This window comes from Bradyrhizobium sp. CCGUVB4N (assembly GCF_024199945.1).
Taxonomy (GTDB): domain Bacteria; phylum Pseudomonadota; class Alphaproteobacteria; order Rhizobiales; family Xanthobacteraceae; genus Bradyrhizobium.
The window spans coordinates 2,744,410-2,767,264 of sequence record NZ_JANADP010000001.1; the positions used below are offsets into that span (position 1 = coordinate 2,744,410).

The window sequence follows — 22,855 nt, forward strand, 5'->3', positions numbered from 1 at the left end:
CGGATCCAGCTCAGCGGTGCAGCCACATGCGGATCGCAAGCAGCAATTGATCGGTGTTGACGGGTTTGGCGAGGTAGTCGGACGCGCCGGCTTCCAGGCATTTTTCGCGGTCGCCCTTCATCGCCTTCGCCGTCAGCGCGATGATCGGCAGGCGGAGGAAGGCCGGGTTCTCCCGGATCACGCCGATGGTCTGGTAGCCATCCATCTGCGGCATCATGATGTCCATCAGCACGATGGCGATTTCCGGATTGGATTCGACCAGCGTCACCGCCTCGCGGCCGGTGGTCGCCGTCAGCACCTTCATGCCGCGCCGTTCCAGCACGCTCGACAGCGCGAAGATGTTGCGGGCATCGTCGTCGACGAGCAGTGCGGTCTTGCCGATCAGATCCTCGTCGGAACTGTTCAGCTTCTCCAGCATGCGCTGTTTCTCGACGGGCAGTTCCGTGATCACGCGATGCAGGAACAGCGCGGTCTCGTCGAGCAGACGTTCGGGCGATTCCACGCCCTTGACCACGATGCTGCGCGCCATGGTGTGAAGTTCCGCATCCTCTTCGGCCGAGAGTTCGCGGCCGGTGAACACCACCACGGGAACATTCGATAGCGTGTCGTCGCGGCGGATCTGCTCCAGCACCTCAAAGCCGCTCATGTCGGGCAGCCGGAGGTCGAGCACCACGCAGTCACAGGGGGCCTCGCGCAGCGTCGAGAGCGCACCCGCGCCGGTATCGGTGGTCACGATCTCGATGTCGTCGTGATGCAGCAGCTCCCGGATCGACAGCTGCTCGGCTTCGTTGTCCTCGACGATCAGGAGCCGCTTGCGTCGTGGCTGCGCATATTCCTTGATCTGGGTCAGCGCCGCGGAAACGCCCTCGGTCGTGGTCGGCTTGTTGACGAAGGAGAAGGCGCCGCGGGCCAGCGCATGCTGCCGGTCCTCGTCGAGCGTGATGATCTGTACCGGAATGTGACGCGTCAGCGGGTTGTGCTTGAGCTGGCTCAGCACCGTCCAGCCGAGCATGTCGGGCAGGAACACGTCGAGCGACACGGCGCGCGGCTGGTACTGTTTTGCGAGTTCGAGCGCCTCCGCGCCGCGCGCGGCGACCAGGACCTTGAAACCCTTGTCACGCGCAAGGTCGACCAGGATGCGGGCATAGTGCGGATCGTCCTCGACGACCAGCAGGATGCTGTCGCCGGGTTCGAGATTGAGCCGGTCGTCGGGCAGCTGCTCGATGACGCGCTGCTGCTCGGGGACAGCGGGCTGCAGTGCCGGCGGCTGGTTGTATTGTTGCGGCGCCGGCGCGGCACGCGGCGCCAGCGTCGGGCCGGAATATTTCAGCGGCAGATACAGCGTGAAGGTCGAGCCCTTGCCGGGGGCGCTGCGCAGGTGGATTTCGCCGCCGAGCAGGCTCGCGAGCTCGCGGCTGATGGCAAGGCCAAGGCCGGTGCCGCCGTATTTGCGGCTGGTGCCGGCGTCGGCCTGCTGGAACGCCTCGAAGATCAGCTTCTGCTTCTCCAGGGGAATGCCGATGCCGGTATCGGAGACCTCGAAGGCGATGACGGCCGGCGCGGAGTTCAGCACCGGATGATCCGTGCCCCAACCACCGAGCGCGCCGGCGACCTTGAGCCGCACTTCGCCTTCACCGGTGAACTTGAACGCGTTGGAGAGCAGGTTCTTCAGCACCTGCTGCAAGCGTTTGGAGTCGGTGACGATGCTGCGTGCGAGGTTCGGATCGACGTCGATCTGGAACGACAGATTGCGGTTCTCCGCCTCGTGCCGGAACGGCCGCCCGACCGTCTCGAGCAGGTTCGCGGTGAGGATCTCCTCGGCCTCGACCGTCACCGTGCCGGACTCGATCTTGGAGAGATCGAGAATGTCGCTGATGAGGTTCAAGAGATCGGTGCCGGCGCCGTGGATGGTGCGGGCGAACTCGACCTGTTTGGCGGAAAGATTGCCGTCCGGATTGTCGGTGAGCTGCTGGCCGAGAATCAGGATGGAGTTCAGCGGCGTGCGCAGCTCGTGGCTCATATTGGCCAGGAATTCCGACTTGTACTTCGAGGTCAGCGCGAGCTCGGTCGCCTTTTCCTCGAGCGCGCGGCGGGCCTGTTCGATCTCCTGGTTCTTGCGCTCGACTTCGACGTTACGTTCGGCGAGCTGCTGCGCCTTCTGCTCGAGCTGGTCGTTGGTCTGCTGCAATTCGCGCTGTTGGGTCTGGAGCTCGCCGGCCAGCTGCTGCGACTGCTTCAGCAGGCCTTCGGTCTGCATCGTCGCTTCGATCGAATTGAGCACGATGCCGATGGAATCGGTGAGCTGCTCCAGGAAGGTCATCTGCGAGGTCGTGAACGAGGTGAGCGAGGCGAGCTCGATCACCGCCTTGACCTGGCCCTCGAACAGCACCGGCAGCACCACGAGGTTTTTCGGTGCGACGCGCAGCAGCGCCGAGTTGATCGGCACGACGTCGGCGGGAATATCGGCGACCACGCGCGGGCGCCTGTCGAGCGCGCACTGGCCGATCAGGCCGTCGCCGAATTGCAGCACGCGTTGATAGGGGTAGACGCCGTCGCCGGCATAGGAGGCGAGCAGCAGGAGCTGCGGATTGTCCTCGTTCTCGACCTGGTAGATCACGCCGGTATGCGCGTTGACCAGCGGCGACAGCTCGGTCAGCAGCAGCCGGCCGACGGTCGTGAGATCGCGCTGGCCCTGTAGCATGTTGGTGAATTTGGCGAGGTTGGTCTTCAGCCAGTCCTGCTCGGTGTTCACGTCCGTCGTGAGACGGAGATTCGTGATCATCGTGTTGATGTTGTCTTTCAGCTCGGCGAGTTCGCCGCGGGCGTCAACCTGGATCGACGGCGTCAAATCGCCCTTGGTCACGGCGGTCGCCACTTCCGCGATCGCGCGCACCTGCGAGGTGAGGTTGGCGGCGAGCAGGTTGACGTTGCCGGTGAGGTCCTTCCAGGTGCCGGCCGCGCCGGGCACGTCGGCCTGGCCGCCCAGCCGTCCTTCGACGCCGACCTCGCGCGCCACCGACGTCACCTGGTCGGCGAAGGTCGCGAGCGTCTCGGTCATGTTGTTGATGGTGTCGGCGAGCGCTGCGACTTCGCCCTTCGATTTCACGGTGAGGTTCTGTTTGAGGTCGCCGTTGGCGACCGCGGTCACCACCTTAACGATGCCGCGGACCTGCTCGGTGAGGTTCGCCGCCATGAAGTTGACGGTGTCGGTGAGGTCCTTCCAGGTTCCGGCCACACCGGGCACCTGGGCCTGACCGCCGAGCTCGCCTTCGGTGCCGACTTCGCGCGCCACGCGCGTCACCTCGCCGGCGAACGCGTTGAGCTGGTCCACCATGGTGTTGATGGTGTTCTTCAGCTCGAGGATTTCGCCCTTCACGTCGACGGTGATCTTGCGGGACAAGTCGCCGCGCGCCACGGCGGTCGTGACCTCGGCGATGTTGCGGACCTGCGTGGTGAGGTTCGCGGCCAGCAGGTTGACGTTGTCGGTGAGGTCCTTCCAGGTGCCGCCGACGCCGGGCACGACCGCCTGGCCGCCGAGCCGGCCTTCGGTGCCCACTTCGCGCGCCACGCGCGTCACTTCGGCGGCGAACGAGCGGAGCTGCTCGACCATGGTGTTGAGGGTGTCCTTGAGCAGCAGGATCTCGCCCCGCACGTCCACCGTGATCTTCTTCGACAAATCGCCGCCGGCGATCGCGGTCGCGACCTCGGCGATGTTGCGGACCTGGGCCGTCAGGTTCGAGGCCATGAAGTTGACGTTGTCGGTGAGGTCCTTCCAGGTGCCGGCGACGCCGGACACCTCGGCCTGACCGCCGAGCTTGCCTTCGGTGCCGACTTCGCGCGCGACGCGCGTCACCTCGCCGGCGAAGGCGTTGAGCTGGTCCACCATGGTGTTGATGGTGTTCTTGAGCTCGAGGATTTCGCCCTTCACGTCGACGGTGATCTTGCGGGACAAGTCGCCGCGCGCCACGGCGGTCGTCACCTCGGCGATGTTGCGGACCTGGGCGGTGAGGTTGCCGGCCATCGAGTTGACGGAGTCGGTCAAATCCTTCCAGGTGCCGGCGACGCCGGGCACGTTGGCCTGGCCGCCGAGCCGGCCCTCGGTGCCGACCTCGCGCGCCACGCGCGTCACTTCGCCCGCGAAGCGGTTGAGCTGGTCGACCATCGTGTTCAGCGTGTCCTTCAGCTGAAGGATCTCGCCGCGCACGTCCACCGTGATCTTGCGCGAGAGGTCGCCGCCGGCGATCGCGGTCGCGACCTCGGCGATGTTGCGGACCTGGGCGGTGAGGTTGCCCGCCATCGAGTTGACGTTATCGGTGAGGTCCTTCCAGGTGCCGGCCACGCCGGTCACCTGCGCCTGGCCACCGAGCTTGCCTTCGGTGCCGACCTCGCGCGCCACGCGCGTGACTTCGCCGGCGAAGGCGTTGAGCTGGTCCACCATGGTGTTGAGCGTTTCCTTCAGCTGAAGGATTTCGCCCGACACGTTCACGGTGATCTTCTTCGACAAGTCGCCCTTGGCGACGGCCGTGGCGACCTCGGCGATGTTGCGGACCTGGCCGGTCAGGTTCGAGGCCATCGAGTTGACCGAGTCCGTCAGATCCTTCCAGGTGCCGGCGACGCCGCGCACCTGGGCCTGGCCGCCGAGCTTGCCTTCGGTGCCGACCTCGCGCGCGACGCGCGTGACTTCGCCGGCGAAGGCGTTGAGCTGGTCCACCATGGTGTTGATGGTGTCCTTCAGCTCGAGGATTTCACCGCGGACGTCCACGGTGATCTTCTTCGACAAGTCGCCGCCGGCGACCGCGGTCGTCACCTCGGCGATGTTGCGAACCTGTGCGGTCAGGTTCGAAGCCATCGAGTTGACGCTTTCGGTGAGGTCCTTCCAGGTGCCGGCGACGCCGAGCACGTTGGCCTGGCCGCCGAGCCGTCCCTCGGTGCCGACCTCGCGCGCGACGCGCGTGACTTCGCCGGCGAAGGCGTTGAGCTGGTCGACCATGGTGTTGAGCGTTTCTTTCAGCTGAAGGATTTCGCCCGAGACGTTCACGGTGATCTTCTTCGACAAGTCGCCGCCGGCGATGGCGGTCGCGACGTCGGCGATGTTGCGGACCTGCGCCGTCAGGTTCGACGCCATGAAGTTGACGTTGTCGGTCAGGTCCTTCCAGGTGCCGGCGACACCAGGCACCTGGGCCTGGCCGCCGAGCTTGCCTTCGGTGCCGACCTCGCGCGCGACGCGCGTCACTTCGGAGGCGAAGGAGTTGAGCTGGTCCACCATGGTGTTGATGGTGTCCTTCAGCTCCAGGATTTCGCCGCGCACGTCCACCGTGATCTTGCGGGACAAGTCGCCGCGCGCCACGGCGGTCGTCACGTTGGCGATGTTTCGCACCTGTGCGGTGAGGTTGCCGCACATCGCGTTGACGGAGTCGGTCAGGTCCTTCCAGGTGCCGGCGACGCCGGGCACGATGGCCTGGCCGCCGAGCTTGCCGTCGGTGCCGACCTCGCGGGCGACGCGCGTCACTTCAGAGGCGAAGGAGCGCAACTGGTCCACCATCGTGTTGATGGCTTCCTTGAGCTGCAGGATCTCGCCGCGGACGTCGACCGTGATCTTCTTGGACAAGTCGCCGTTGGCGACCGCGATCGTCACCTCGGCGATGTTGCGAACCTGGTTGGTCAGGTTGTTCGCCATCGAGTTGACGCTCTCGGTCAGGTCCTTCCAGACGCCGGTCACCTCAGGCACCTGGGCCTGGCCGCCGAGCTTGCCCTCGGTGCCGACCTCACGCGCCACGCGCGTCACCTCGGAGGTGAAGACGCCGAGCTGCTTGATCATCGTGTTGACGATGGTCGCCGATTGCAGGAATTCGCCGCGCAGTGGGCGGCCCTCGACGTCGAGCTTGACGGTTTGCAGCAGGTCGCCCTGCGCCACGGCCGCGACCGCACGGGTGACCTCGCGCGTCGGCCACAGCAGATCGTCGATCAGCGTGTTGACCGAGCCTTCCATGTCGGCCCAGGAGCCCGAGGCGAGGCCGAACTTCACGCGCTGGCGGGTCTTGCCCTCGCGGCCCACCACCTGGCCGACCAGCTCGAGCTGCTGCGCCATGCGCTGGTTGGCCGCGATGATTTCGTTAAAAGTATCGGCAATCTTGCCGTCGATGCCGAGATATTCGCCGCTCATCCGCACCGAAAAATCGCCGCTGCGCATGGCCTGTAGCGCGAGCAGCAATTCCGACCGGGAATCCGGCTCCGAGGTACCGTTGGGTTTGGGTTTTGGGACGCGACGACCGGAGCGTGATGCTGTTCCGGAATCGAGGTCGCTCATACTAATTCCCCCGCAGGCGCCGGCCGAATCTTTGGCGTGACGCATCTGGTCAAAATAAAATAGAGCGTCAGCCAAATTCGAAATCAAGCGCCAAGGTTGCGACGCTAGGAATTGGAACCTGCCGTGCTCAGCCCGGCCAAACTAACGACGAAGATTGACGAGAGTTCCATCCGATTACCTAAAATGTCTCAGCCCTTAGGAGGGGGCGTGGGGGGGGATGTTCCGATCTTGAAACTTCCGGCCGGGCGGCAAGGATGCCAAGGCCGCTGCCGGCCGGGACGAGATGACCGGCAGCGATCGCGCCGTGCGGCCGATCGAGCGGCAGAATCACTCGGAGGACAAGGAGGGCCGCTACTTGTCGGCCATGGTGCGCTCGGCGTCCTTCAACTGCGCGCGCAGCACCGGCAGGTGGTCGCGCGCGAAAGCGGCGAGCGCGGGATTGTCGGGCGTCTTCAGATAATTTTCGAGCAGGGTGATCGTGGATTCGTATTCGGGAATCTGGGCTGCATAGAAAGTTCTGACATAAGCGGGCCCCTCGGCGTCATCGGGCTTGGCGAGGCTGAGGCCGGCTGACGTCGTCTTGCTCACGCGCGGCTCGGTGCCGATGGCGTCCTGAATTTGCTTCAGCGTCTTGTCGCGCTTGGCCGCTTCTTCGGCGCGAAGGGCGGCAAGATTCTTGACCTCGGCATTGCCCTTCAGGTCGGTGCTCTCCAGCAGGCCCTGCTGGAAGCGGCTGAAGGCGTAGAGGCCGCTGATGACGTCCGTGGCGTCGGGCGCGCGATCGCCGCGCACTTGCTCGCCGGTGCTGTCGGCAAGCGCCGCGGTGCTGATGAAGGCCAGGACGATCGCGACCAATATACGCATGGACATCCAATGACCTGCCGCGTGCAAAGTTCCGCGGAGGTTACGATCCTGTAAGGGCGGTTGCGGGGCAGGGGTTCCGTGCCCACGTCTTATCGATGAAACAGTCTGACATCTTCAGGGACAACGCCGAGAACTGCCTGCAACTGGCCGAGCGCTCGGAAGGGCGACCCGCCTATAATCGCTATTCGCGGATGGCGGATGCCTGGACGGCCCTGGCGAAAGAGCAGGACTGGCTCGACGGCGAAGTCCCGCCCGTGAAGGTCGGCATCCGGCGCAGCCGGGGCGTTTGACCGCTCCCTTTTTTGTGAATCCGCGTGTGAGACCGCTCACGGAATGAGCGCCACCAATCAACGATCATCCGGGAATAGTCGATCGCGTTGATTTACCCATTCCAGAAGGAGGTTTTGCGATGGCTCCACGTCTGGCACTTTTCTCACTCATCCTCGCCTTCGGCGTCTCGGTCGCGTTCGCGACGGTGACGACGGTCCGGCAGGTGCATCAGGAAAACGCATCCGTGGCGGTGCATGCGGCGCATAGTTAGCGCAGCACAGTTCTCGCGCGTTCGGAACATTCGACGCACCGGAGCGTAAGCGCTCCGAGGCATCGGAGACGCGAGAGGACATCATGGCACATTCCGACCACGGCATCGTCAAGGACAAGCGCGCGGAAGATCAGCCGCGCGACAAGCAGCGCGCGCAGACCGTGCACCAGACGGACCAGAAGGGCTCGCCGTCGCGAGAGGCGACGCGCGATCCCAAACTCAACGACGACAGCAAGACGCCGGGCTCCGGCATGACACCGGATGATTCCGGCACGGCGCCGAGTGGCTAGTCACGTGAGGCTAACCACGCGAGGAACGAATCCGCGCAGGAGGAGTCGACAGATTGCTTCCGGCGACATGCCCCCGGTGCTCCGGAAGCAGTCTCCATGAGCGGCCCTGGCACCCACGGTGCCGGGGCTGTTTTGCTTTGTAGGGGGGCTGGATCAGTCTTCGGTGCCGCCTTCGGTGTGTCCCTCAGGGCCGCGGCCGAACACACCGAAATTGCTCGACTTCACGCCGGCCGCGGCATCGACGCCCACGGCGGCCAAGCCGAACTTCAGCAGTTCACGGACTGCTGCCGCTCTGGTCGGCATGCGATGTTTGAACCGGAAATCATCAACGGCGGCCAGTTCTTCCGGCGAGAGCATGACCTGAAGGCGCTCGGCGCGAAGGTCGTTCATGGTCAATCACGCAAAATGTGCAGGTTGAGTAATTTACTCAACGAACGAACTTGGCTGGGGTTCCACAAGAGTCGGAAAGATCGCCAAATTAGTAAAATAATTCAACAAAATCAATAAGTTAATATTGAAACGACTCGCCTGGTGGCGCATTCTCTTGGAAAGGGAGATAGGCCATGACGGAAGAAGTCAGGTTACCCCGCAAGCTTTCCGAAGAGCTTGAGGCGCAAAAACCGATGCGTCCGAGCCATCAGAAGGTGATCGAGCAAGTCGAGCGCTGGGCCAACAGCCCGGGCCTGCAACCCCCGAGGACGGACAATGCGAAGACGATCTGAGCCGCACACATTCGAACAACGTCTCGTCGCGCAGAAGCTGCGGCTCGAGCACGAGATGGCGAACCTGCCGCGCGGCATCGAACGCGACGCCGTCGCGATGCGCATCGAGCGGCTTCAGGCTGCTGCCGAGATGTATGATTTCCTGATGCCGAGAGAGACCAGCGCACCTGGGCGCCAAGCTGACGCTAGCCAAGTCTGACGCTAGCCACGCCTGACGCGCTCCGGCCTGAGACGAATTCGCGCAGGCTGTGTCGCCAGGAACGATCATCTCCGCGTCCGGTTGATCCTCGACACACTGGCTGAGTGGAGAATCGAAATGTTGAATCAAGGCGAGCTGGACCGCAGCGAGATGGGTCGATTGATCGGCAGCGACAAGGTTGAGGGAACATCGGTCTATGGCGTCGATCGCAACAAGATCGGTTCGATCGAACGCGTGATGATCGACAAGGTCAGCGGCAAGGTGTCCTACGCCGTGCTCGGCTTCGGCGGTTTCCTGGGCCTCGGCAACGATCACTATCCCTTGCCCTGGCAGTCGCTGAAATATGACACCGAGCTCGGCGGCTATGTCACCGGCATCACCGCCAAGTCGCTCGAAGGTGCGCCGAAATACGCTGAGCGCAGCGATTGGAACTGGGGCGATGACGCCGCCATGCGCGGCATCAACTCCTATTACGGCGTCCCCTTCGCTTAGAGGTGTCAGGCACGGGTCATGAGTGAGGCGCGGCACTTGGAGCCGCGCTTCTTTTTTGCGCAATGCATTGACGATTAGGCAGCGTCAGCGCCTCGCCGTCCCGGTCCCGCATGCACGTGCACCTGCTTGGCGTGCAGCGGCTCGCCGCATTCCGAGCACACCATCACGGGATCGAACAGCTTGCCGCACTGCTTGTGCTCGTGCAGCAGCGGGCGGCCGCGCTCGTCGCCCATGTGGGTGTCGCCCCAGTGCACCATCGCCATGATGATCGGGTAGAGGTCGAGCCCCTTCTGCGTGAGGATGTATTCGTAGCGCTTCGGCGCCTCGGAATAGGGGACGCGGCGCAGGATGCCGAAGCGGACCAGCTTCTTCAGACGCTCCGAGAGAAGATGCCGAGTGATCTGGAGCGAAGACTGAAACGCCTCGAAGCGACGCACGCGCAGAAAACATTCGCGCAGGATCAGGAGCGTCCAGCGGTCGCCGACCACGGCGACGGTGCGGGAGAGCGAGCAGGGCTCCTCGTCGAGCGTATCCCACTTCATGATCCGATCTCCGGCCTTGCCATAAGTCTGAAAAAGGAACTGACTTGAATGATCAGAGGTATTTCTATCTCAGCGTAGCATTCGATCTCCGAATTTGACAGTTCTATTTTAGAACTATAGCCTCCAATTCAATCAGCTCTCATCGGAGGAGGCGACCTTGCCCAAGCGAAACGCGACTGCGGCCGTGATCGGGGCCGGCGATTTCATCGGCTCGGAGATTGCCAGGAAATTCGCTGCCGAAGGCTTTTCGATCTATGCGGGCCGCCGCAACGGCGACAAGCTCGCACCGCTGGTGACGGACATCGAAGCGGCCGGCGGCGAGATCCATGCGCGTTCGCTGGACGCGCGGAAGGAGGAGGAGGTCATCTCCTTCCTCAACGACGCCGACAAGCACGCGCCGCTGGAAGTCTGCATCTTCAACGTCGGGGCCAACGTCAATTTCCCGATCCTCGACACCACCGAGCGCGTATTCCGCAAGGTCTGGGAGATGGCCTGCTATTCCGGCTTCCTGGCCGGGCGCGAGGCGGCGCGGCTGATGCTGCCGCGCGGCGGCGGCAAGATCTTCTTCACCGGCGCGACGGCGTCGTTGCGCGGCGGCAGCGGTTTTGCCGCCTTTGCCAGCGCCAAGTTCGGACTGCGTGCGGTGGCGCAGGCGATGGCGCGCGAGCTCGGGCCGAAGAACATCCACGTCGCCCATCTCATCATCGATTCCGGCGTCGACACCGAATGGGTGCGGCAGCGCCGGCTCGAAGCGCTCGGGCCCAACGCGCTCGACAATCCCGATCTGCTGATGCCGCCGTCGGCCGTGGCGGATTCCTATTGGCAGCTCTATCAGCAGCCGAAGAGTGCCTGGACCTTCGAGATGGAGATTCGCCCCTTCGGCGAGAAATGGTGACCGCGGCACGAGACTACGGCTAGACTGATCCCAACATCAGCAAAATTCCGGGAGGAGAACTAAGTGAAGACCGCGATCACCGAACTGTTCGGCATCGAGCATCCCATCATCCAGGGCGGCATGCATTTCGTCGGCTTTGCCGAGCTTGCCGCCGCCGTCTCCAATGCCGGCGGGCTCGGCATCATCACCGGCCTGACGCAGAAGACGCCGGAGCTGCTCGCCAAGGAGATCGCGCGTTGCCGCGACATGACCGACAAGCCGTTCGGTGTGAACCTCACCTTCCTGCCGACCTTCTCGGCACCGCCTTATCCGGAATACATCGCAGCCATCGTCGAGGGCGGCGTCAAGGCCGTGGAGACCGCGGGACGCAGCCCGGAACAATACATGCCGGCGCTGAAGGCCGCCGGCATCAATGTGATCCACAAATGCACCTCGGTTCGTCATTCGCTGAAGGCCGAGCGGATCGGCTGCGATGCCGTCAGCGTCGACGGTTTCGAGTGCGGCGGCCATCCCGGCGAGGACGACATCCCCAACATGATCCTGCTGCCGCGTGCGGCGGAGGAATTGAAGATCCCGTTCGTGGCCTCGGGCGGCATGGCCGACGGGCGCAGCCTCGTCGCAGCCCTGTCGCTGGGGGCGGCCGGCATGAACATGGGCACGCGTTTCATCGCCACGAAGGAGGCACCCGTCCATCAGAACGTGAAGAACGCACTGGTCGCGGCGACCGAGCTCGACACCCGCCTGATCATGCGGGCGCTGCGCAACACCGAGCGCGTGCTGAAGAACGCCAATGTCGATCGCCTGCTCGAGATCGAGCACGCCAAGGGCGACAAGCTGACGATCGACGACATCCATGACCAGGTCGCGGGCGTCTATCCGAAGGTCATGCTCGACGGGCAGATGGATGCCGGCGCCTGGAGCTGCGGCATGGTCGCTGGCCTCATCCACGACATTCCCACCTGCAAGGAACTTGTCGATCGCATCATGAGCGAGGCGGAACAAATCATTCGCAGCCGGCTGATGGGGTTCCTGGATGGGACAAGTGCGACGCGAAAGGTCGCCTGACACCGCAAAACTTCTTAACCACGGCGGGAACAGACCGCTGGAATTGCACGCGGCGCCTCCTAAATACAGGTAGAGTACTCCTTTAATCTTCAATTTCAGGAGGCGTCCGTGGTCCTGAAAAGCGTTCCTTTTGCGATTGCCATTGCCCTCGTATTTGCAGTGGGCGGCATCGCGCGCGCTGACGACTACAAGCCTGACGAATATCTCGGCCTCGATCTCTCCAAGGCTGTCCTGTCGCCGAAGCGGCTCGGGCCGGAGACGCAGTTCGCCCCCGTTGCGCTGGAGGCGAAGGGCGGCAACGAAGCGCAAGCCCGTGCCGAACCGGTCGACGTGCCGAAGAAGGTTGCGGCCGAACGCGTGCGCGTGTCGGAGCCGAAGGTCGCGCAGGGAAAGAGCGCACAGCCGCGTGGCGCAGCCCGCACCAAGCTCGCGCATCGCCACGGCAATCCGCTGGACGCGCAGGCGATGGACACGCGTATCCAGACATGGCCGTGTCGTTCCGGCGGCATCTGCAACTGGAAGCATTAAGCACGTCGTTGTTTCTTCACCTCGCCCCGCTTGCGGGGAGAGGTCGGATTGCATCGAAGATGCAATCCGGGTGAGGGGGTACAGGTCCTTCAACAGTCTCATGCGCGGAGAGAAGCCCCTCACCCCAACCCTCTCCCCGTAAGAACGGGGCGAGGGAGCAGACCGTCGCCGCGGCTACATCTCGCCCGTCATCTCCACGTCGTAAAACCGTAGGCGTGGAGTCAAGAAACCGTAAGGACAGGAGTCAAGGAGCGCAGGCACCTTCCGTCGCGATTCGACGAAGGTCTCCTGAATGGCAACGCTCCGCGCTTCGCGCGCATGGACCCGGCGACAGTTCCTGGTCCGCTCTGCTTCCACCCTTGCCGTCGCCTCGCTCGCAAAGCCACGCATCAGCCGCGCCGCCGATCGCCCGCAGATCGCGGGCGGCATCCAGTCCGGCGACGTCTCGGATGGCTCCGCCGTGATCTGGGCGCGCGCGGATCGGCCTGCTCGCATGCAGGTGGACTACGCGACCGTCGAAAGCTTCAAGACCATCATCGCATCGAGATCGCGCGACGCGCTGGGCGATGCAGACTTCACGGCTAAACTGCAGCTCGACGATCTGCCGGCCGGGCAGGACATCTTCTATCGCGTGCGCTTCGACGACATCGCCACCGGCATCGCCGGCGAAAGCCGCGTCGGCCATTTCCGCACCGCCCCGGCCGAGCGGCAGTCGGTCTCGTTCCTGTGGTCGGGCGATGTCGCGGGGCAGGGCTGGGGCATCGACATCTCCCGCGGCGGCTATCGCAGCTATCACACCATGCGCGACAACCGTCCGGATTTCTTCATCCACTCCGGCGATCACATCTATGCCGACTGCACGATCCCGTCCGAGCAGAAGCTGCCGAACGGCGAGATCTGGCGCAACGTCGTGACCGAGGAGAAGGCGCAGGCCGCACACACGCTGGCGCAGTTCCGCGGCAACTACAAATACAACCACCTCGATGAGAATTTCCGCGCCTTCCATGCGGAGGTCCCCATGTTCGCGCAATGGGACGATCACGAGGTCACCAACGACTGGTCGCCCACCGGCAGCTATGACGAGGCCGGCTATGAGGATGACGGCACCCCGCGCCTGGTTGCACGTGCCCGGCGCGCCTTCTTCGACTTCATGCCGATCCGGGACATCAGTGCGCGGCAGGGGCGGGTCTATCGCAAGATCCCGTACGGCCCGCTGCTCGACGTCTTCATGATCGATATGCGCAGCTACCGCGATGACACCTGGAACAAGGGCGACGATCATCGCGGCTGGATTCTGGGCGCCGAGCAGCTCGCCTGGCTGAAGCGGGAGCTCGCCGCCTCGCGTGCGACCTGGAAGGTGATCGCGGCCGATCTGCCGATCGGGCTGATCAGCCTCGACGCCGTCGCGCTCGCCGACGGCCCGCCCGACCGGCGTGAGCACGAGATCGCCGATCTCCTCGCCTCGATCAAGCATGCCGGTGTCCGCAACATCGTCTGGCTCACCGCCGACATGCACTACACGGCCGCGCATTACTACGATCCGAACAAGGCGCAATTCCAGGACTTCGACCCTTTCTGGGAGTTCGTCTCCGGCCCCTTGCATGCAGGCACCTGGGGGCCCGGCGAGCTCGACAACACGTTTGGCCCCGTGGCGATGTACCGCAACGGGTGCAGCGAGGCCCAGGGCGAGAACCTCGCGCCTTGCTTCGGCCTGCAGTTCTTCGGTCGCGTCGACATCGATGGCATAAGCGGCGTGATGACAGTGACCTTGAAGGACGTCGATAACCGCGATCTCTGGTCCGTCGACATCGTGCCGCAGCCGCAGGCGCGTCCCGCTATGGTTGCGCAGCATTCGTGATTGGCCGCCGCGCGCCTGCCACGCTATACTGCCTGCTCCCGCCACCTCTTTTCCATCACCGAAGAGTTTGCTCACGCGGCATCGCCGCGCGCATCCGGCGGGCTGAAATACCTCAGGAGCCTGTTTCATGGATAATCTGAAAACACAGGGCATCAGCATGCCCAAGCTCGGCCTCGGCACCTTCCGCATGCAGGGCGATGCCTGCCGCGCGGCTGTCGAGAGCGCGCTGTCGATCGGCTATCGCCATATCGATACCGCCGAAATGTACGCCAACGAGGAGGCCATCGGCGCCGCGCTTGCGGCAGCCTCCGTGCCGCGCGGCGAGCTGCACGTCACGACCAAGGTGTGGCACGAAAACCTGACACCGGATGCGATCCGTCGCGCCTTCGATGCCAGCCTGAACAAGCTGAGGCTCGACCATGTCGATCTCTATCTCGTGCACTGGCCGTCGAAATCGGCGAACTGGGGCGCGGTGTTCGAGACCCTGATGAAGCTGAAGGAAGAGGGGCGCACGCGCGCGATCGGCGTCGCCAATTTCACCACGGCGCTGCTCAAGGTCGCGGTCGAGGACGTCAAGGCGCCGATCGCCTGCAACCAGATCGAATATCACGCGATGCTGGATCAATCGAAGGTGCTGGCCTATCTCAACGCGAAGTCGATCCCGCTCGTCGCCTATTGCCCGCTGGCGCAGGGTCGCTTCGCCACGGACCCGGTGCTGGGCGAGATCGGCGCCAAGCACAATGCGAGCGCCGCTCAGGTCGCATTGAAATGGTTGCTCGACCAGGAGGGTGTCGCCGCGATCCCCAAGGCATCACGCCGCGAGAGCCAGCAGGCCAATCTGGACGCGCTGAAGATCTCGCTCGATGACGCCGACCGCAAGAAAATCGCCGCGCTCCCGAAGGACAAGCGCTGCGTCAATCCCGGCTTCGCGCCGGCTTGGGATTAGGGCGTTTACTCATAGAGGGCGCCGATGTCGGCTTTCGGGGGCAAACAGAAATGCAGTGCTTGATCGGAGCATTACTGCTTGCGACCCGAAGCGGAAATTCGCTGCGGCTTCGATCGTCCAATAGACGCCTGACACCGCCAGCTATTGAGCTTCAACGTATCGGATGATGCTCTGGTTTTGGACGTTCGCGACCAATTCATCCGTGCGGGACAAAAGCCGACGCAGCAAGGGCGACGGATTTTCCTGATTGTATCCCAAGGCCAAATCGACCGTTGGAGTGCCGCCCTCAAGCGCTCTGGCGACGACGTTCGGTGCAAGCATGTTCTGCGCATAGAGCGGGACGAGGCTAATTCCGCCCGTGGAGGCCACGAGCGACATGGCCGACGATATGTTTTCGCCTTCATACTTCGCCTTGAGGGTAATGCCGACCCGGGATGCGTAGTTCTGTATGACATCCTGCAAGACCGGCGATGTTCTTGCCGAGCTGACATAGATCTCGCGGGCGAGATCCTGCGGACGAATCTTCTTCCGTGATGCCAGGCGGTGTTCGGCCGGCAGCACGGCAATCAAGGGCTCCTTTGCCAATATCTTGAAAACGACGCCCTCGTTGTCTTTCTCCGGACGAAGGAAAGCGATGTCCAGCTTTCCCCGCATCAATGCCAGTGCGAGTTCTGGCGAAGATTGCGTACTGAGCGTCACGTCGACATCGGGTGCTTCCTCGCGGAGCATACGCAGCAACTGAGGGAGCCACATCACCTCGAGCCCGACGAGAAAGCCCATCGAAAGGACGGGCCGTTGCGGTTGCGCGGTTTGCCGGGCGCCCTCCGTTGCGGCCTCGACCTGCAGCAGCGCGAGCCGTGCATGATCGAGAAACACGCGTCCGGCAGCGGTCAGCGTCACGCCCCGCGCCTGGCGCTCCAATAGCTGGACGCCGACTTCGGCTTCCAGATCGCGAATTTGCCGGCTCAGCGACGGCTGGGAGGTGTTCAGTCGCCGCTCGGCGGCGTTCAGCAGGCTGCCTTCTTCAGCGACGGCAACGAAATAGCGCAGATGCCGGAGCTCCATGATCCCTCGTATATCTTCCAGGCATAGCTTGAAGCCTACAAGGTCTTGGTCAGGAGCCAAAGAGGGATTTACCGTTTCGCAGTCTTCAACCAAGAAAAGGACAACGAACAATGTCTTCGCCGAAGCCCCGTATCGTCTTCAGCAAAGTGACCCCAGCACTCCAGGCCGATAGGCACGGCGTGATCGCAATTCAGGACGGCCTCAACAATTCTGCAGCGCGATCAAGAGTGGCTTCCCTCATTTAGCGGGAAACGCGCGCGAATGCGCAGGAGCGACGAATAGCGCCGCGCCGGATCCGGCGATAACGCGATCGGGTGTCGCCACGGCAAGGGCTCGCGGGCGAGGCCGCTGAACATCGTGTCTTTTGGAAAGCCAGGGGGCGCGATCTGTGGCCTGATCAGCTTGGGCTCGCTTGCCGTTATCAGACCCCCGTCCGCAAACCTTTCAATAAATTCAATAGCGCAGATGGAGCACTTCGATGCCCACGATCACGACGACAGACGGCGTAAAAATCTTCTACAAGGATTGGGGATCAGGTCAGCCAATCGTTTTCAGCCACGGTTGGCCGCTGACAGCGGACGACTGGGATGCCCAGATGACATTCTTCCTTCGTCACGGGTATCGCGTGATCGCTCACGACCGGCGCGGCCACGGCCGGTCCGACCAGCCCGGCACCGGCAACGATATGGACACTTGGGTTGCCGACCTCGCGGCCCTGACTGAACACCTCAATTTGCGCGACGCGATCCACATCGGGCATTCGACAGGTGGCGGTGAGGTCGCTCGCTATGTCGCTCGCCACCAGGAACGCGTCGCGAAGGCGGCGCTGGTCGCTTCCCTGACGCCGAACATGTACCGGAGCGAGGACAACCCGTCCGGTCAACCGCCGGAGTGGTTCGCAGCGATCCGGGCAGGTGTGTTGGGCAACCGATCGGAGTTCTACCGTTTCGTCCCCGAGAATCCGTTCTATGGCTACAATCGCGACGGCGCCAAGCCTTCGGAGGCCATCATCGCGAATTGGTGGCGCCAGGGCATGGCCGGTGGTGCCCTCGCTCACCATGCGACCGTCGACTCCTGGCTCGAAGATTATACTGAAGACCTCAAGAAGATCACCGTGCCGGTGTTGGTGATGCATGGCGAGGCGGATCAGGTCGTCCCATTCGCAAGTTCCGTACCGCGTGCGGTCAACCTACTTAAGAACGGGTCGCTGAAAACTTATCCAGGCTACCCCCATGGCATGCTGACCACACATGCGGATGTCCTCAACCCTGACTTGCTCTCGTTCATCAGGTCTTGACGACATCTCTCCTCCGTTATCGCCCTCGTCGTTTCTGCCGATTTGTACGCAGAGAAATGGCCCCGCGAGGGGCCATTTCCAGTTCGCGCTGCGCATTAGTCCCAGTGGCGATGACCGTGCTTGACCACGACGACGCGGTCGTGATGGTGCCAGCCACGATGCCAGCCGTTGTCGCGATGCTCGCGGAATTCGGCGCGGGCGCCGTACGGGCCGTGATGACCGTGCTTGACGATGACAGTCTCAGCACTTGCCAACGTCGGCGCCGCAACCGCGAGCGCACCCAGAGCGGCAACGACATAACCAAGTTTCTTCATGATGTCCTCCTCCAACGTAATGCAATTGAGAACGACGCATAGGTGCGAACGTTCCGGAGGAACGGGAAGAGAATTCTGAATGGATATTCAGGATCAACGATATCGTTAATCGCAGCGCTGCTGCGGAAGCGTCGGCGCGCCGGTCTTGACGTATTTGCCATCCCTGATCGTGTACTCGCCACCTTCGCCGCGATTGTAGATCGCGCGCAGGCCGCCATCCTTGGTAAGTATCACGCCAAATTCGCGCGTCTGATGCAGTGATGGGAAGAACACCATCAGGTTGAGCACGCCTTCGGCGTTGACTGTGGCAGACACCACCTCGTTCTCGTCCTTGGCGTCACCGAAATTGCGCCGGTACATCACCCGGCCGTCCTTCCGGATTTCGTAAGTCAGCAGCGCGCCCTTGTCGCGGTCGGGACTGACAGCGCAATCCACCGCCCATGAGCCGAGCAAGCCCCATTGCTCGACCGTTTCCGCGAGCGTCTCCGCATGCGCCAGCGACGTCTGCGCAATCCAAAGCACCGCCGCCGTCATCCAGCGGCTCAAACAACACGTCATGTCCTGAAAAGCCCCGCCTCGAACAATTCCAAAGTGTAGCATCCCGCGCGCGGTCGTCCACGCCGGCCGTCAATCGCGCGCGAATTTGATCCGCGTCAATGAGCCCGTCCGTGGCGGGGGGCAAGATGGCGCTCCCGAAGGCGAATGTGGTGAGAGCGATGCTGAATCAAGTGATGGATTTCGCGGGCGAGGTGCTGCCGGGAAGCCGCGCGCTGCCGCCTTACTCCGAGACTGCGTTTCTGGCCGAGCTGGGCGAACGCCTGAGGTCCTCGCGCGCGCGTTGCGAGTTGTCGCGCCGGGAGCTCGCCCGCCGCTCCGGGATTTCCGAGCGCTACATCGCCCAGATCGAGGCCGGCAAGGGCAATGTCTCGATCGTCCTGTTGCTGCGGCTGGCCTCCGCGATCCACGGTAGCCAGCCCCAGGTGGCTTAGGCGAACATCACGCCCGCTTCTCCACATTGGCGCTGCGGGCCGGCACGCCGAACTCCTTGCGGCAAACCTCGGCCAGCACCGCGACGCCCTCGCGGATCTGCTGATGCGAAGGGCTCCCGAAACACAGCCGCAGCCGCGAGCCTGAGTGGCCCTTGTTGGTCGACCATTCCGGCCCGGGATTGATGGCGACGCCCGCAGCAAGCGCAGCCTGATAAAGTTTCAGCGTATCGACCTGGTCGGGCAATTTCACCCACAGGAAGATGCCGCCCTTGGGCGCCTCGAACTCGGCGGCGGTCCCGAACTGCTCGTTGAGGGCTTCCATCAGCGTGTCGAGCTTGGTGCGCAGCGTTTTCGTCAGCGCCGGCACGTGGCTGGCGAAATGCGGCTTGCAATAGGTAGCGAGCACCATCTGCTCCAGCGCGCCGGAGCCGGCATCCGTCTTCAGCGCCAGCATCCGCGACATCACATCCCAGGGCGCGACGATGAAACCGACGCGCAGCGCCGGCGCGATCGACTTCGAGAACGAGCCGATATGGATCACGCCGCCATTTTTGCTCATCGCGTAAATCGCAGGCGGCCGTTGCCCTGACCACACCAGGTCGGCATAGCAATCGTCCTCGAAGATCGGCACGCCGTATTCGGCCGACAGCTTCAGCAATTCGGCGCGGCGTGTCTCCGGCAGGATGCTCCCGGTCGGATTCTGCACGGTCGGGATGGTGTAGATGTATTTCGGTCGGATGCCGCGGCCCTTCAGATCGGCGAGCGTCGCGGCCAGCGCGTCCATACGCATGCCGTCGTCGTCGAGGGGAATGCCGACGACGTTGACGCCCAGCCGCGTCAGCCGCTGCAGCGCGCCCTGATACGTCTCCTGCTCGACCAGCACGGTGTCGCCGCGCGCCAGCAGCGTGTTGTTGACGAGGTCGAGCGCCTGGAGCGAGCCGGAGACGATCATGAGATCGTCGACCGTGCAGCTGATGCCGCCGTCGCGCTTCAGCTTTGTCACCAGGAATTCGCGCAGGGGCAGGTAACCTTGTGGACCATGCGCCAGCCCGTAAGTCGCAAGCGAGCGGCCCTCGCGTTGCAGGGCCTGATTGGCGGCCTCGATCAGCCCGTCGAGCGGCAGCTGCTCGGAATCGTTGTTGCCGCCGACAAAGCTGTATTTGGCGAGGCCCGTCCAGCGCGCAGAAGGGGCCGGCAGCCCTGCGGGAAACAGGGGCGCGAAATCGAAGCTGGACGTCATGGGAGCGTTCCTCGTTGTTTTTATTGAGCGACCGGCCTGGTGCCGACCGGGCGCTGTGGTTTTGATGATGCCATCATGCCAGTGTTTTGCCCGATGCGTCAAACCAAATTCGTAAAATCCGCATCCGCGTCGGGTGGATCGTCAGATCATTGCTGTTCCGGATTGGCTACTGTGCATGGGGTTGTTTTCGACTTTTTCAATTCGCGGTCGCGACAGCGTTCGCCTGCTTACTTCTTGCCCGCCGTCCTGGTCGGACGGCCTTATTTTTTCCCAGCCGTCCTGGTCGGACGGCCCTGGCTGATGAAAGCGTAGTGCGCATTGGCGACGCCGCCAACCATCAGGGCCTCGACCACCGGCTCGGCGATCTCGCTCGCTGCGGCCCAGTCGACGATGAAATTGGCCCCGGTCCCGCCGCGCACGTCGTCGGTCGGAATGAAGATCGAGATGGTCGCGAGCGGCTTTATCGCGACCGGCGCCTTCAAATAGCTCTCGACCTGCTTGCCGGCCGTGTCGAAATAGGCGATGCGTTTGACCACCAGTGCTTGCGTCTCGGAGGCGTTGTGGACGCTCAGGGTCACCGAGAAATCGACCCGCAGCTTGCCCTGGCTCATCGCGACGCTGGAATAGGCCGGCACGTAGAAACCGCCGGAGACCGCGAGTTCCTCCTTCGGCATCGCCGTGAGCGAGTCGGCGAAGGCCTGTTCGAGGTTCACTTTGGGCTGTGCGACCGCCGGCCCGGCGATGGCAAGGGGGCATAGCAGCATTGCAACGGCGAGCCCCGTCAGCATGTGACGAATTGCTCGCTTGCCGCGCTGCACTCGGTCTCTAGGGTGCGGCAAAACGGACCGGTCTGGCATGCACGAGCTCATTCGCGACATCACTCTCTGTATCTTGTTTGCCTGGATGCTGGGGCTAGCAGCCCATTTTTCCCGGCAACCGCTGATCCTGGCTTACCTTATCGCCGGCTTCTGCATAGGTCCATTCGGCGCCGGTTGGGTCAAGTCGCAGGAATCGATCAGCGTCATCTCCGAGCTCGGCCTGATCTTCATGCTGTTCATGATCGGGCTCGAGATCGACCTGAAGAAGATCGTGCGGGCCGGCAAGGTGATCCTGTTCGCGGCCGGCGGCCAGCTCATCGGCGGCTGCCTGCTCGGCATCCTGTTCTTTGCCGGCATCGGGCTCTCGCTCGGCGGCGGCCATTTCGACGCGCTCTATCTCTGCATCGCCTGTGCGCTGTCCTCGACCGTCATCATCGTCAAGGTGCTCTACGAGAAGCGCGAGCTCGACACCTTGCCGGGCCGCATCACGCTCGGCGTGCTGGTGCTTCAGGACATCTTTGCCATCCTGTTCCTGGCGGTGCAGCCGAGTCTGGCGAATCTGCAGGTCGGCGTCATCCTGCTCTCGATCGGCCGTGTCGCGGTGCTGGTCGCGGCCGCGCTGCTGGTCAGCCGCTATGTGTTGCCGCGCCTGTTCCACCAGATCGCCCGCCGGCCCGAGCTGATCCTGCTCGGGGCTCTCGCCTGGTGCTTTTTCGTCGCCGAGACGGCCGAGCAGCTCTCGCTCTCGCGCGAGATGGGCGCGCTGATCGCCGGTGTCTCGCTCTCGACCTTCCCTTACGCGCTCGACGTCACGGCCAAGGTCACCACGCTCCGCGACTTCTTCATCACGCTGTTCTTCGTGGCGCTGGGCATGACCATTCCCGTGCCCGGCCTCTCGGTGATCGGGCTGGCCTTGATGATTGCCGCCTTCACCGTGGCGAGCCGCCTCGTCACCACCTTCACGCCGCTCTATCTGATGAAGCAGGGTCTGCGCGCGAGCCTGCTGCCGGCGATCAATCTGGCGCAGATCTCCGAGTTCTCGCTGGTGGTGATCCAGACCGGCGTCGCCGACAATCACATCGCAGCCGAAACGGCCAATGCGGCGTCCTTCGCCTTCGTGGTGCTGGCCGTGCTGTCGACCTTCGTCATGACCCGCAGCGACGAGATCACCCGCTGGGCCATCGGCCCGCTCAAGCGGCTCGGCCTGCGCGATCTCGACCATGGCAGCGGCCATGCCGAGGAGGGCCACGAAGGCGGCCACGGCGAAGCGCGCCGCATCGTCATCCTCGGCTTTTTCCGTGCGGCGAGCGCGCTGCTGGCCGAGATCGAACGGCAGACACCGGTGTTGCTGGAACAGATCACGGTGATCGACTTCAACCCCCATGTGTACCAGACCCTGCTTTCGCGCGGCCTGCACGTGATCTATGGCGACATCAGCAGTGCGGACACGCTGCTCCATGCCGGGATCGGCAAGTCCGAGATGATCATCCTCAGCGTGCCGGACGCGCTGTTGAAGGGCGCCAGCAACGAGAAGCTGGTCCGTCACGTCCGCACCCTCAACCCCAACGCCCTGATCGTCGCCACCGCCGATCTGCTGTCCGACGTCGGCGAGCTCTACGCGGCCGGCGCCAGCTATGTCACCGTGACCCGGCTCAGCGACGCCCATGAATTGTTTACCGTGATCGAGGCCGCCCAGGCCGGCCTGTTGACCGACAAGCGCGCCGAGCTCGATGCCCGGCTCGGCGAGCGGCGCGAAGTGCTGCCCTGAGGGCGCGCCCCCGGCTGCCTTCCGCCCGGGCCGGGCGCGCCTATATGCCTGGTATCTTCGGTGCAAGCCTCATCACCAGGTCTGCCTCCGGACATGTGCGGTTGCGTCCAGGACA

At 63.6% G+C, this 22,855-nt stretch carries 23 protein-coding genes; 14 read left to right on the top strand and 9 right to left on the bottom strand.

What is annotated here, in order from left to right; translation table 11 throughout:
- Nucleotides 1–10: 10 nt before the first annotated feature.
- Both NLM31_RS12375 and NLM31_RS12380 read right to left on the bottom strand, forming a co-directional pair.
- Nucleotides 11–6,307 (bottom strand): HAMP domain-containing protein, encoded by a 6,297-nt coding sequence (locus tag NLM31_RS12375; protein WP_254192376.1) that lies wholly within the window; start codon nt 6,305–6,307, stop codon nt 11–13.
- Nucleotides 6,308–6,658: 351 nt separating this feature from the next.
- Nucleotides 6,659–7,171, bottom strand: a complete 513-nt coding sequence (locus NLM31_RS12380; RefSeq protein WP_254192377.1) for a DUF4142 domain-containing protein — start codon at nt 7,169–7,171, stop codon at nt 6,659–6,661.
- A 95-nt stretch (nt 7,172–7,266) separates the two neighbouring features.
- Between NLM31_RS12380 and NLM31_RS12385 the strand changes: the two genes are divergently transcribed.
- The 3 genes from NLM31_RS12385 to NLM31_RS12390 all read left to right on the top strand — a co-directional run bounded on the left by NLM31_RS12385 (nt 7,267) and on the right by NLM31_RS12390 (nt 8,002).
- On the top strand, nt 7,267–7,461 hold the full coding sequence (locus tag NLM31_RS12385; protein WP_254129543.1) for a hypothetical protein: 195 nt from the start codon (nt 7,267–7,269) through the stop codon (nt 7,459–7,461).
- Nucleotides 7,462–7,580: 119 nt separating this feature from the next.
- Entirely contained in the window at nt 7,581–7,712 is a 132-nt protein-coding gene (locus NLM31_RS42990) for a hypothetical protein (RefSeq protein ID WP_256561251.1), read from the top strand.
- A gap of 83 nt (nt 7,713–7,795) precedes the next feature.
- The gene (locus tag NLM31_RS12390; RefSeq protein ID WP_254192378.1) at nt 7,796–8,002 is read left to right on the top strand and encodes a hypothetical protein; all 207 of its coding nucleotides are present in this window, start codon (nt 7,796–7,798) and stop codon (nt 8,000–8,002) included.
- Nucleotides 8,003–8,155: 153 nt separating this feature from the next.
- Here NLM31_RS12390 and NLM31_RS12395 read toward each other — a convergent pair whose 3' ends face one another.
- The gene (locus tag NLM31_RS12395; protein WP_254129545.1) at nt 8,156–8,392 is read right to left on the bottom strand and encodes a hypothetical protein; all 237 of its coding nucleotides are present in this window, start codon (nt 8,390–8,392) and stop codon (nt 8,156–8,158) included.
- A gap of 173 nt (nt 8,393–8,565) precedes the next feature.
- Here NLM31_RS12395 and NLM31_RS12400 point away from each other — a divergent pair, with 173 nt between their 5' ends.
- The 3 genes from NLM31_RS12400 (at nt 8,566) to NLM31_RS12410 (ending at nt 9,415) form a co-directional block, all read left to right on the top strand.
- Entirely contained in the window at nt 8,566–8,724 is a 159-nt protein-coding gene (locus NLM31_RS12400) for a hypothetical protein (protein WP_254129546.1), read from the top strand.
- Nucleotides 8,708–8,923, top strand: coding sequence for a hypothetical protein (locus NLM31_RS12405; protein ID WP_254192379.1), 216 nt, complete (start codon nt 8,708–8,710; stop codon nt 8,921–8,923). The genes NLM31_RS12400 and NLM31_RS12405 overlap by 17 nt, the downstream gene beginning before the upstream one ends.
- Before the next feature lie 117 nt (nt 8,924–9,040).
- Entirely contained in the window at nt 9,041–9,415 is a 375-nt protein-coding gene (locus NLM31_RS12410; RefSeq protein WP_254192380.1) for a PRC-barrel domain-containing protein, read from the top strand.
- A gap of 74 nt (nt 9,416–9,489) precedes the next feature.
- Here NLM31_RS12410 and NLM31_RS12415 read toward each other — a convergent pair whose 3' ends face one another.
- On the bottom strand, nt 9,490–9,957 hold the full coding sequence (locus NLM31_RS12415; protein WP_254192381.1) for a helix-turn-helix domain-containing protein: 468 nt from the start codon (nt 9,955–9,957) through the stop codon (nt 9,490–9,492).
- A 157-nt stretch (nt 9,958–10,114) separates the two neighbouring features.
- On the opposite strand from NLM31_RS12415, the gene NLM31_RS12420 reads away from it, so the two are divergent.
- The 5 genes from NLM31_RS12420 to NLM31_RS12440 all read left to right on the top strand — a co-directional run bounded on the left by NLM31_RS12420 (nt 10,115) and on the right by NLM31_RS12440 (nt 15,249).
- Complete coding sequence (locus NLM31_RS12420) at nt 10,115–10,852, top strand: SDR family oxidoreductase (RefSeq protein ID WP_254192382.1); 738 nt, start codon at nt 10,115–10,117, stop codon at nt 10,850–10,852.
- Nucleotides 10,853–10,915: 63 nt separating this feature from the next.
- Entirely contained in the window at nt 10,916–11,917 is a 1,002-nt protein-coding gene (locus NLM31_RS12425; protein ID WP_254192383.1) for a nitronate monooxygenase family protein, read from the top strand.
- A 108-nt stretch (nt 11,918–12,025) separates the two neighbouring features.
- Nucleotides 12,026–12,445 (top strand): hypothetical protein, encoded by a 420-nt coding sequence (locus tag NLM31_RS12430; protein WP_254129552.1) that lies wholly within the window; start codon nt 12,026–12,028, stop codon nt 12,443–12,445.
- A gap of 292 nt (nt 12,446–12,737) precedes the next feature.
- Nucleotides 12,738–14,303, top strand: a complete 1,566-nt coding sequence (locus NLM31_RS12435; RefSeq protein ID WP_254192384.1) for an alkaline phosphatase — start codon at nt 12,738–12,740, stop codon at nt 14,301–14,303.
- A 127-nt stretch (nt 14,304–14,430) separates the two neighbouring features.
- Nucleotides 14,431–15,249, top strand: a complete 819-nt coding sequence (locus NLM31_RS12440) for an aldo/keto reductase (RefSeq protein ID WP_254192385.1) — start codon at nt 14,431–14,433, stop codon at nt 15,247–15,249.
- Between the two features lie 141 nt (nt 15,250–15,390).
- Here the strand turns inward: NLM31_RS12440 and NLM31_RS12445 are convergent, their stop codons facing one another.
- Nucleotides 15,391–16,314, bottom strand: coding sequence for a LysR substrate-binding domain-containing protein (locus NLM31_RS12445; protein ID WP_254192386.1), 924 nt, complete (start codon nt 16,312–16,314; stop codon nt 15,391–15,393).
- Nucleotides 16,315–16,792: 478 nt separating this feature from the next.
- Here NLM31_RS12445 and NLM31_RS12450 point away from each other — a divergent pair, with 478 nt between their 5' ends.
- Nucleotides 16,793–17,611: an alpha/beta fold hydrolase gene (locus tag NLM31_RS12450; RefSeq protein ID WP_254192387.1), complete on the top strand. Its 819-nt coding sequence runs from the start codon at nt 16,793–16,795 to the stop codon at nt 17,609–17,611.
- 95 nt (nt 17,612–17,706) lie between these two features.
- Here NLM31_RS12450 and NLM31_RS12455 read toward each other — a convergent pair whose 3' ends face one another.
- Together NLM31_RS12455 and NLM31_RS12460 are read right to left on the bottom strand one after the other, a co-directional pair.
- Complete coding sequence (locus NLM31_RS12455) at nt 17,707–17,925, bottom strand: hypothetical protein (RefSeq protein WP_254192388.1); 219 nt, start codon at nt 17,923–17,925, stop codon at nt 17,707–17,709.
- Between the two features lie 105 nt (nt 17,926–18,030).
- Nucleotides 18,031–18,483 carry a hypothetical protein gene (locus tag NLM31_RS12460; RefSeq protein WP_254192389.1) on the bottom strand — a complete coding sequence of 151 codons (453 nt, stop codon included), beginning with the start codon at nt 18,481–18,483 and terminating at the stop codon, nt 18,031–18,033.
- Between the two features lie 158 nt (nt 18,484–18,641).
- On the opposite strand from NLM31_RS12460, the gene NLM31_RS12465 reads away from it, so the two are divergent.
- Nucleotides 18,642–18,914 (top strand): helix-turn-helix domain-containing protein, encoded by a 273-nt coding sequence (locus NLM31_RS12465; RefSeq protein WP_254129557.1) that lies wholly within the window; start codon nt 18,642–18,644, stop codon nt 18,912–18,914.
- A 7-nt stretch (nt 18,915–18,921) separates the two neighbouring features.
- On the opposite strand, the gene NLM31_RS12470 is transcribed toward NLM31_RS12465, so the two are convergent.
- Complete coding sequence (locus NLM31_RS12470; protein WP_254192390.1) at nt 18,922–20,154, bottom strand: PLP-dependent aminotransferase family protein; 1,233 nt, start codon at nt 20,152–20,154, stop codon at nt 18,922–18,924.
- 260 nt (nt 20,155–20,414) lie between these two features.
- Nucleotides 20,415–20,942, bottom strand: coding sequence for a DUF3124 domain-containing protein (locus NLM31_RS12475; RefSeq protein ID WP_254192391.1), 528 nt, complete (start codon nt 20,940–20,942; stop codon nt 20,415–20,417).
- Nucleotides 20,943–21,009: 67 nt separating this feature from the next.
- On the opposite strand from NLM31_RS12475, the gene NLM31_RS12480 reads away from it, so the two are divergent.
- Nucleotides 21,010–22,740 carry a cation:proton antiporter gene (locus tag NLM31_RS12480; protein WP_254192392.1) on the top strand — a complete coding sequence of 577 codons (1,731 nt, stop codon included), beginning with the start codon at nt 21,010–21,012 and terminating at the stop codon, nt 22,738–22,740.
- Nucleotides 22,741–22,855 lie beyond the last annotated feature (115 nt).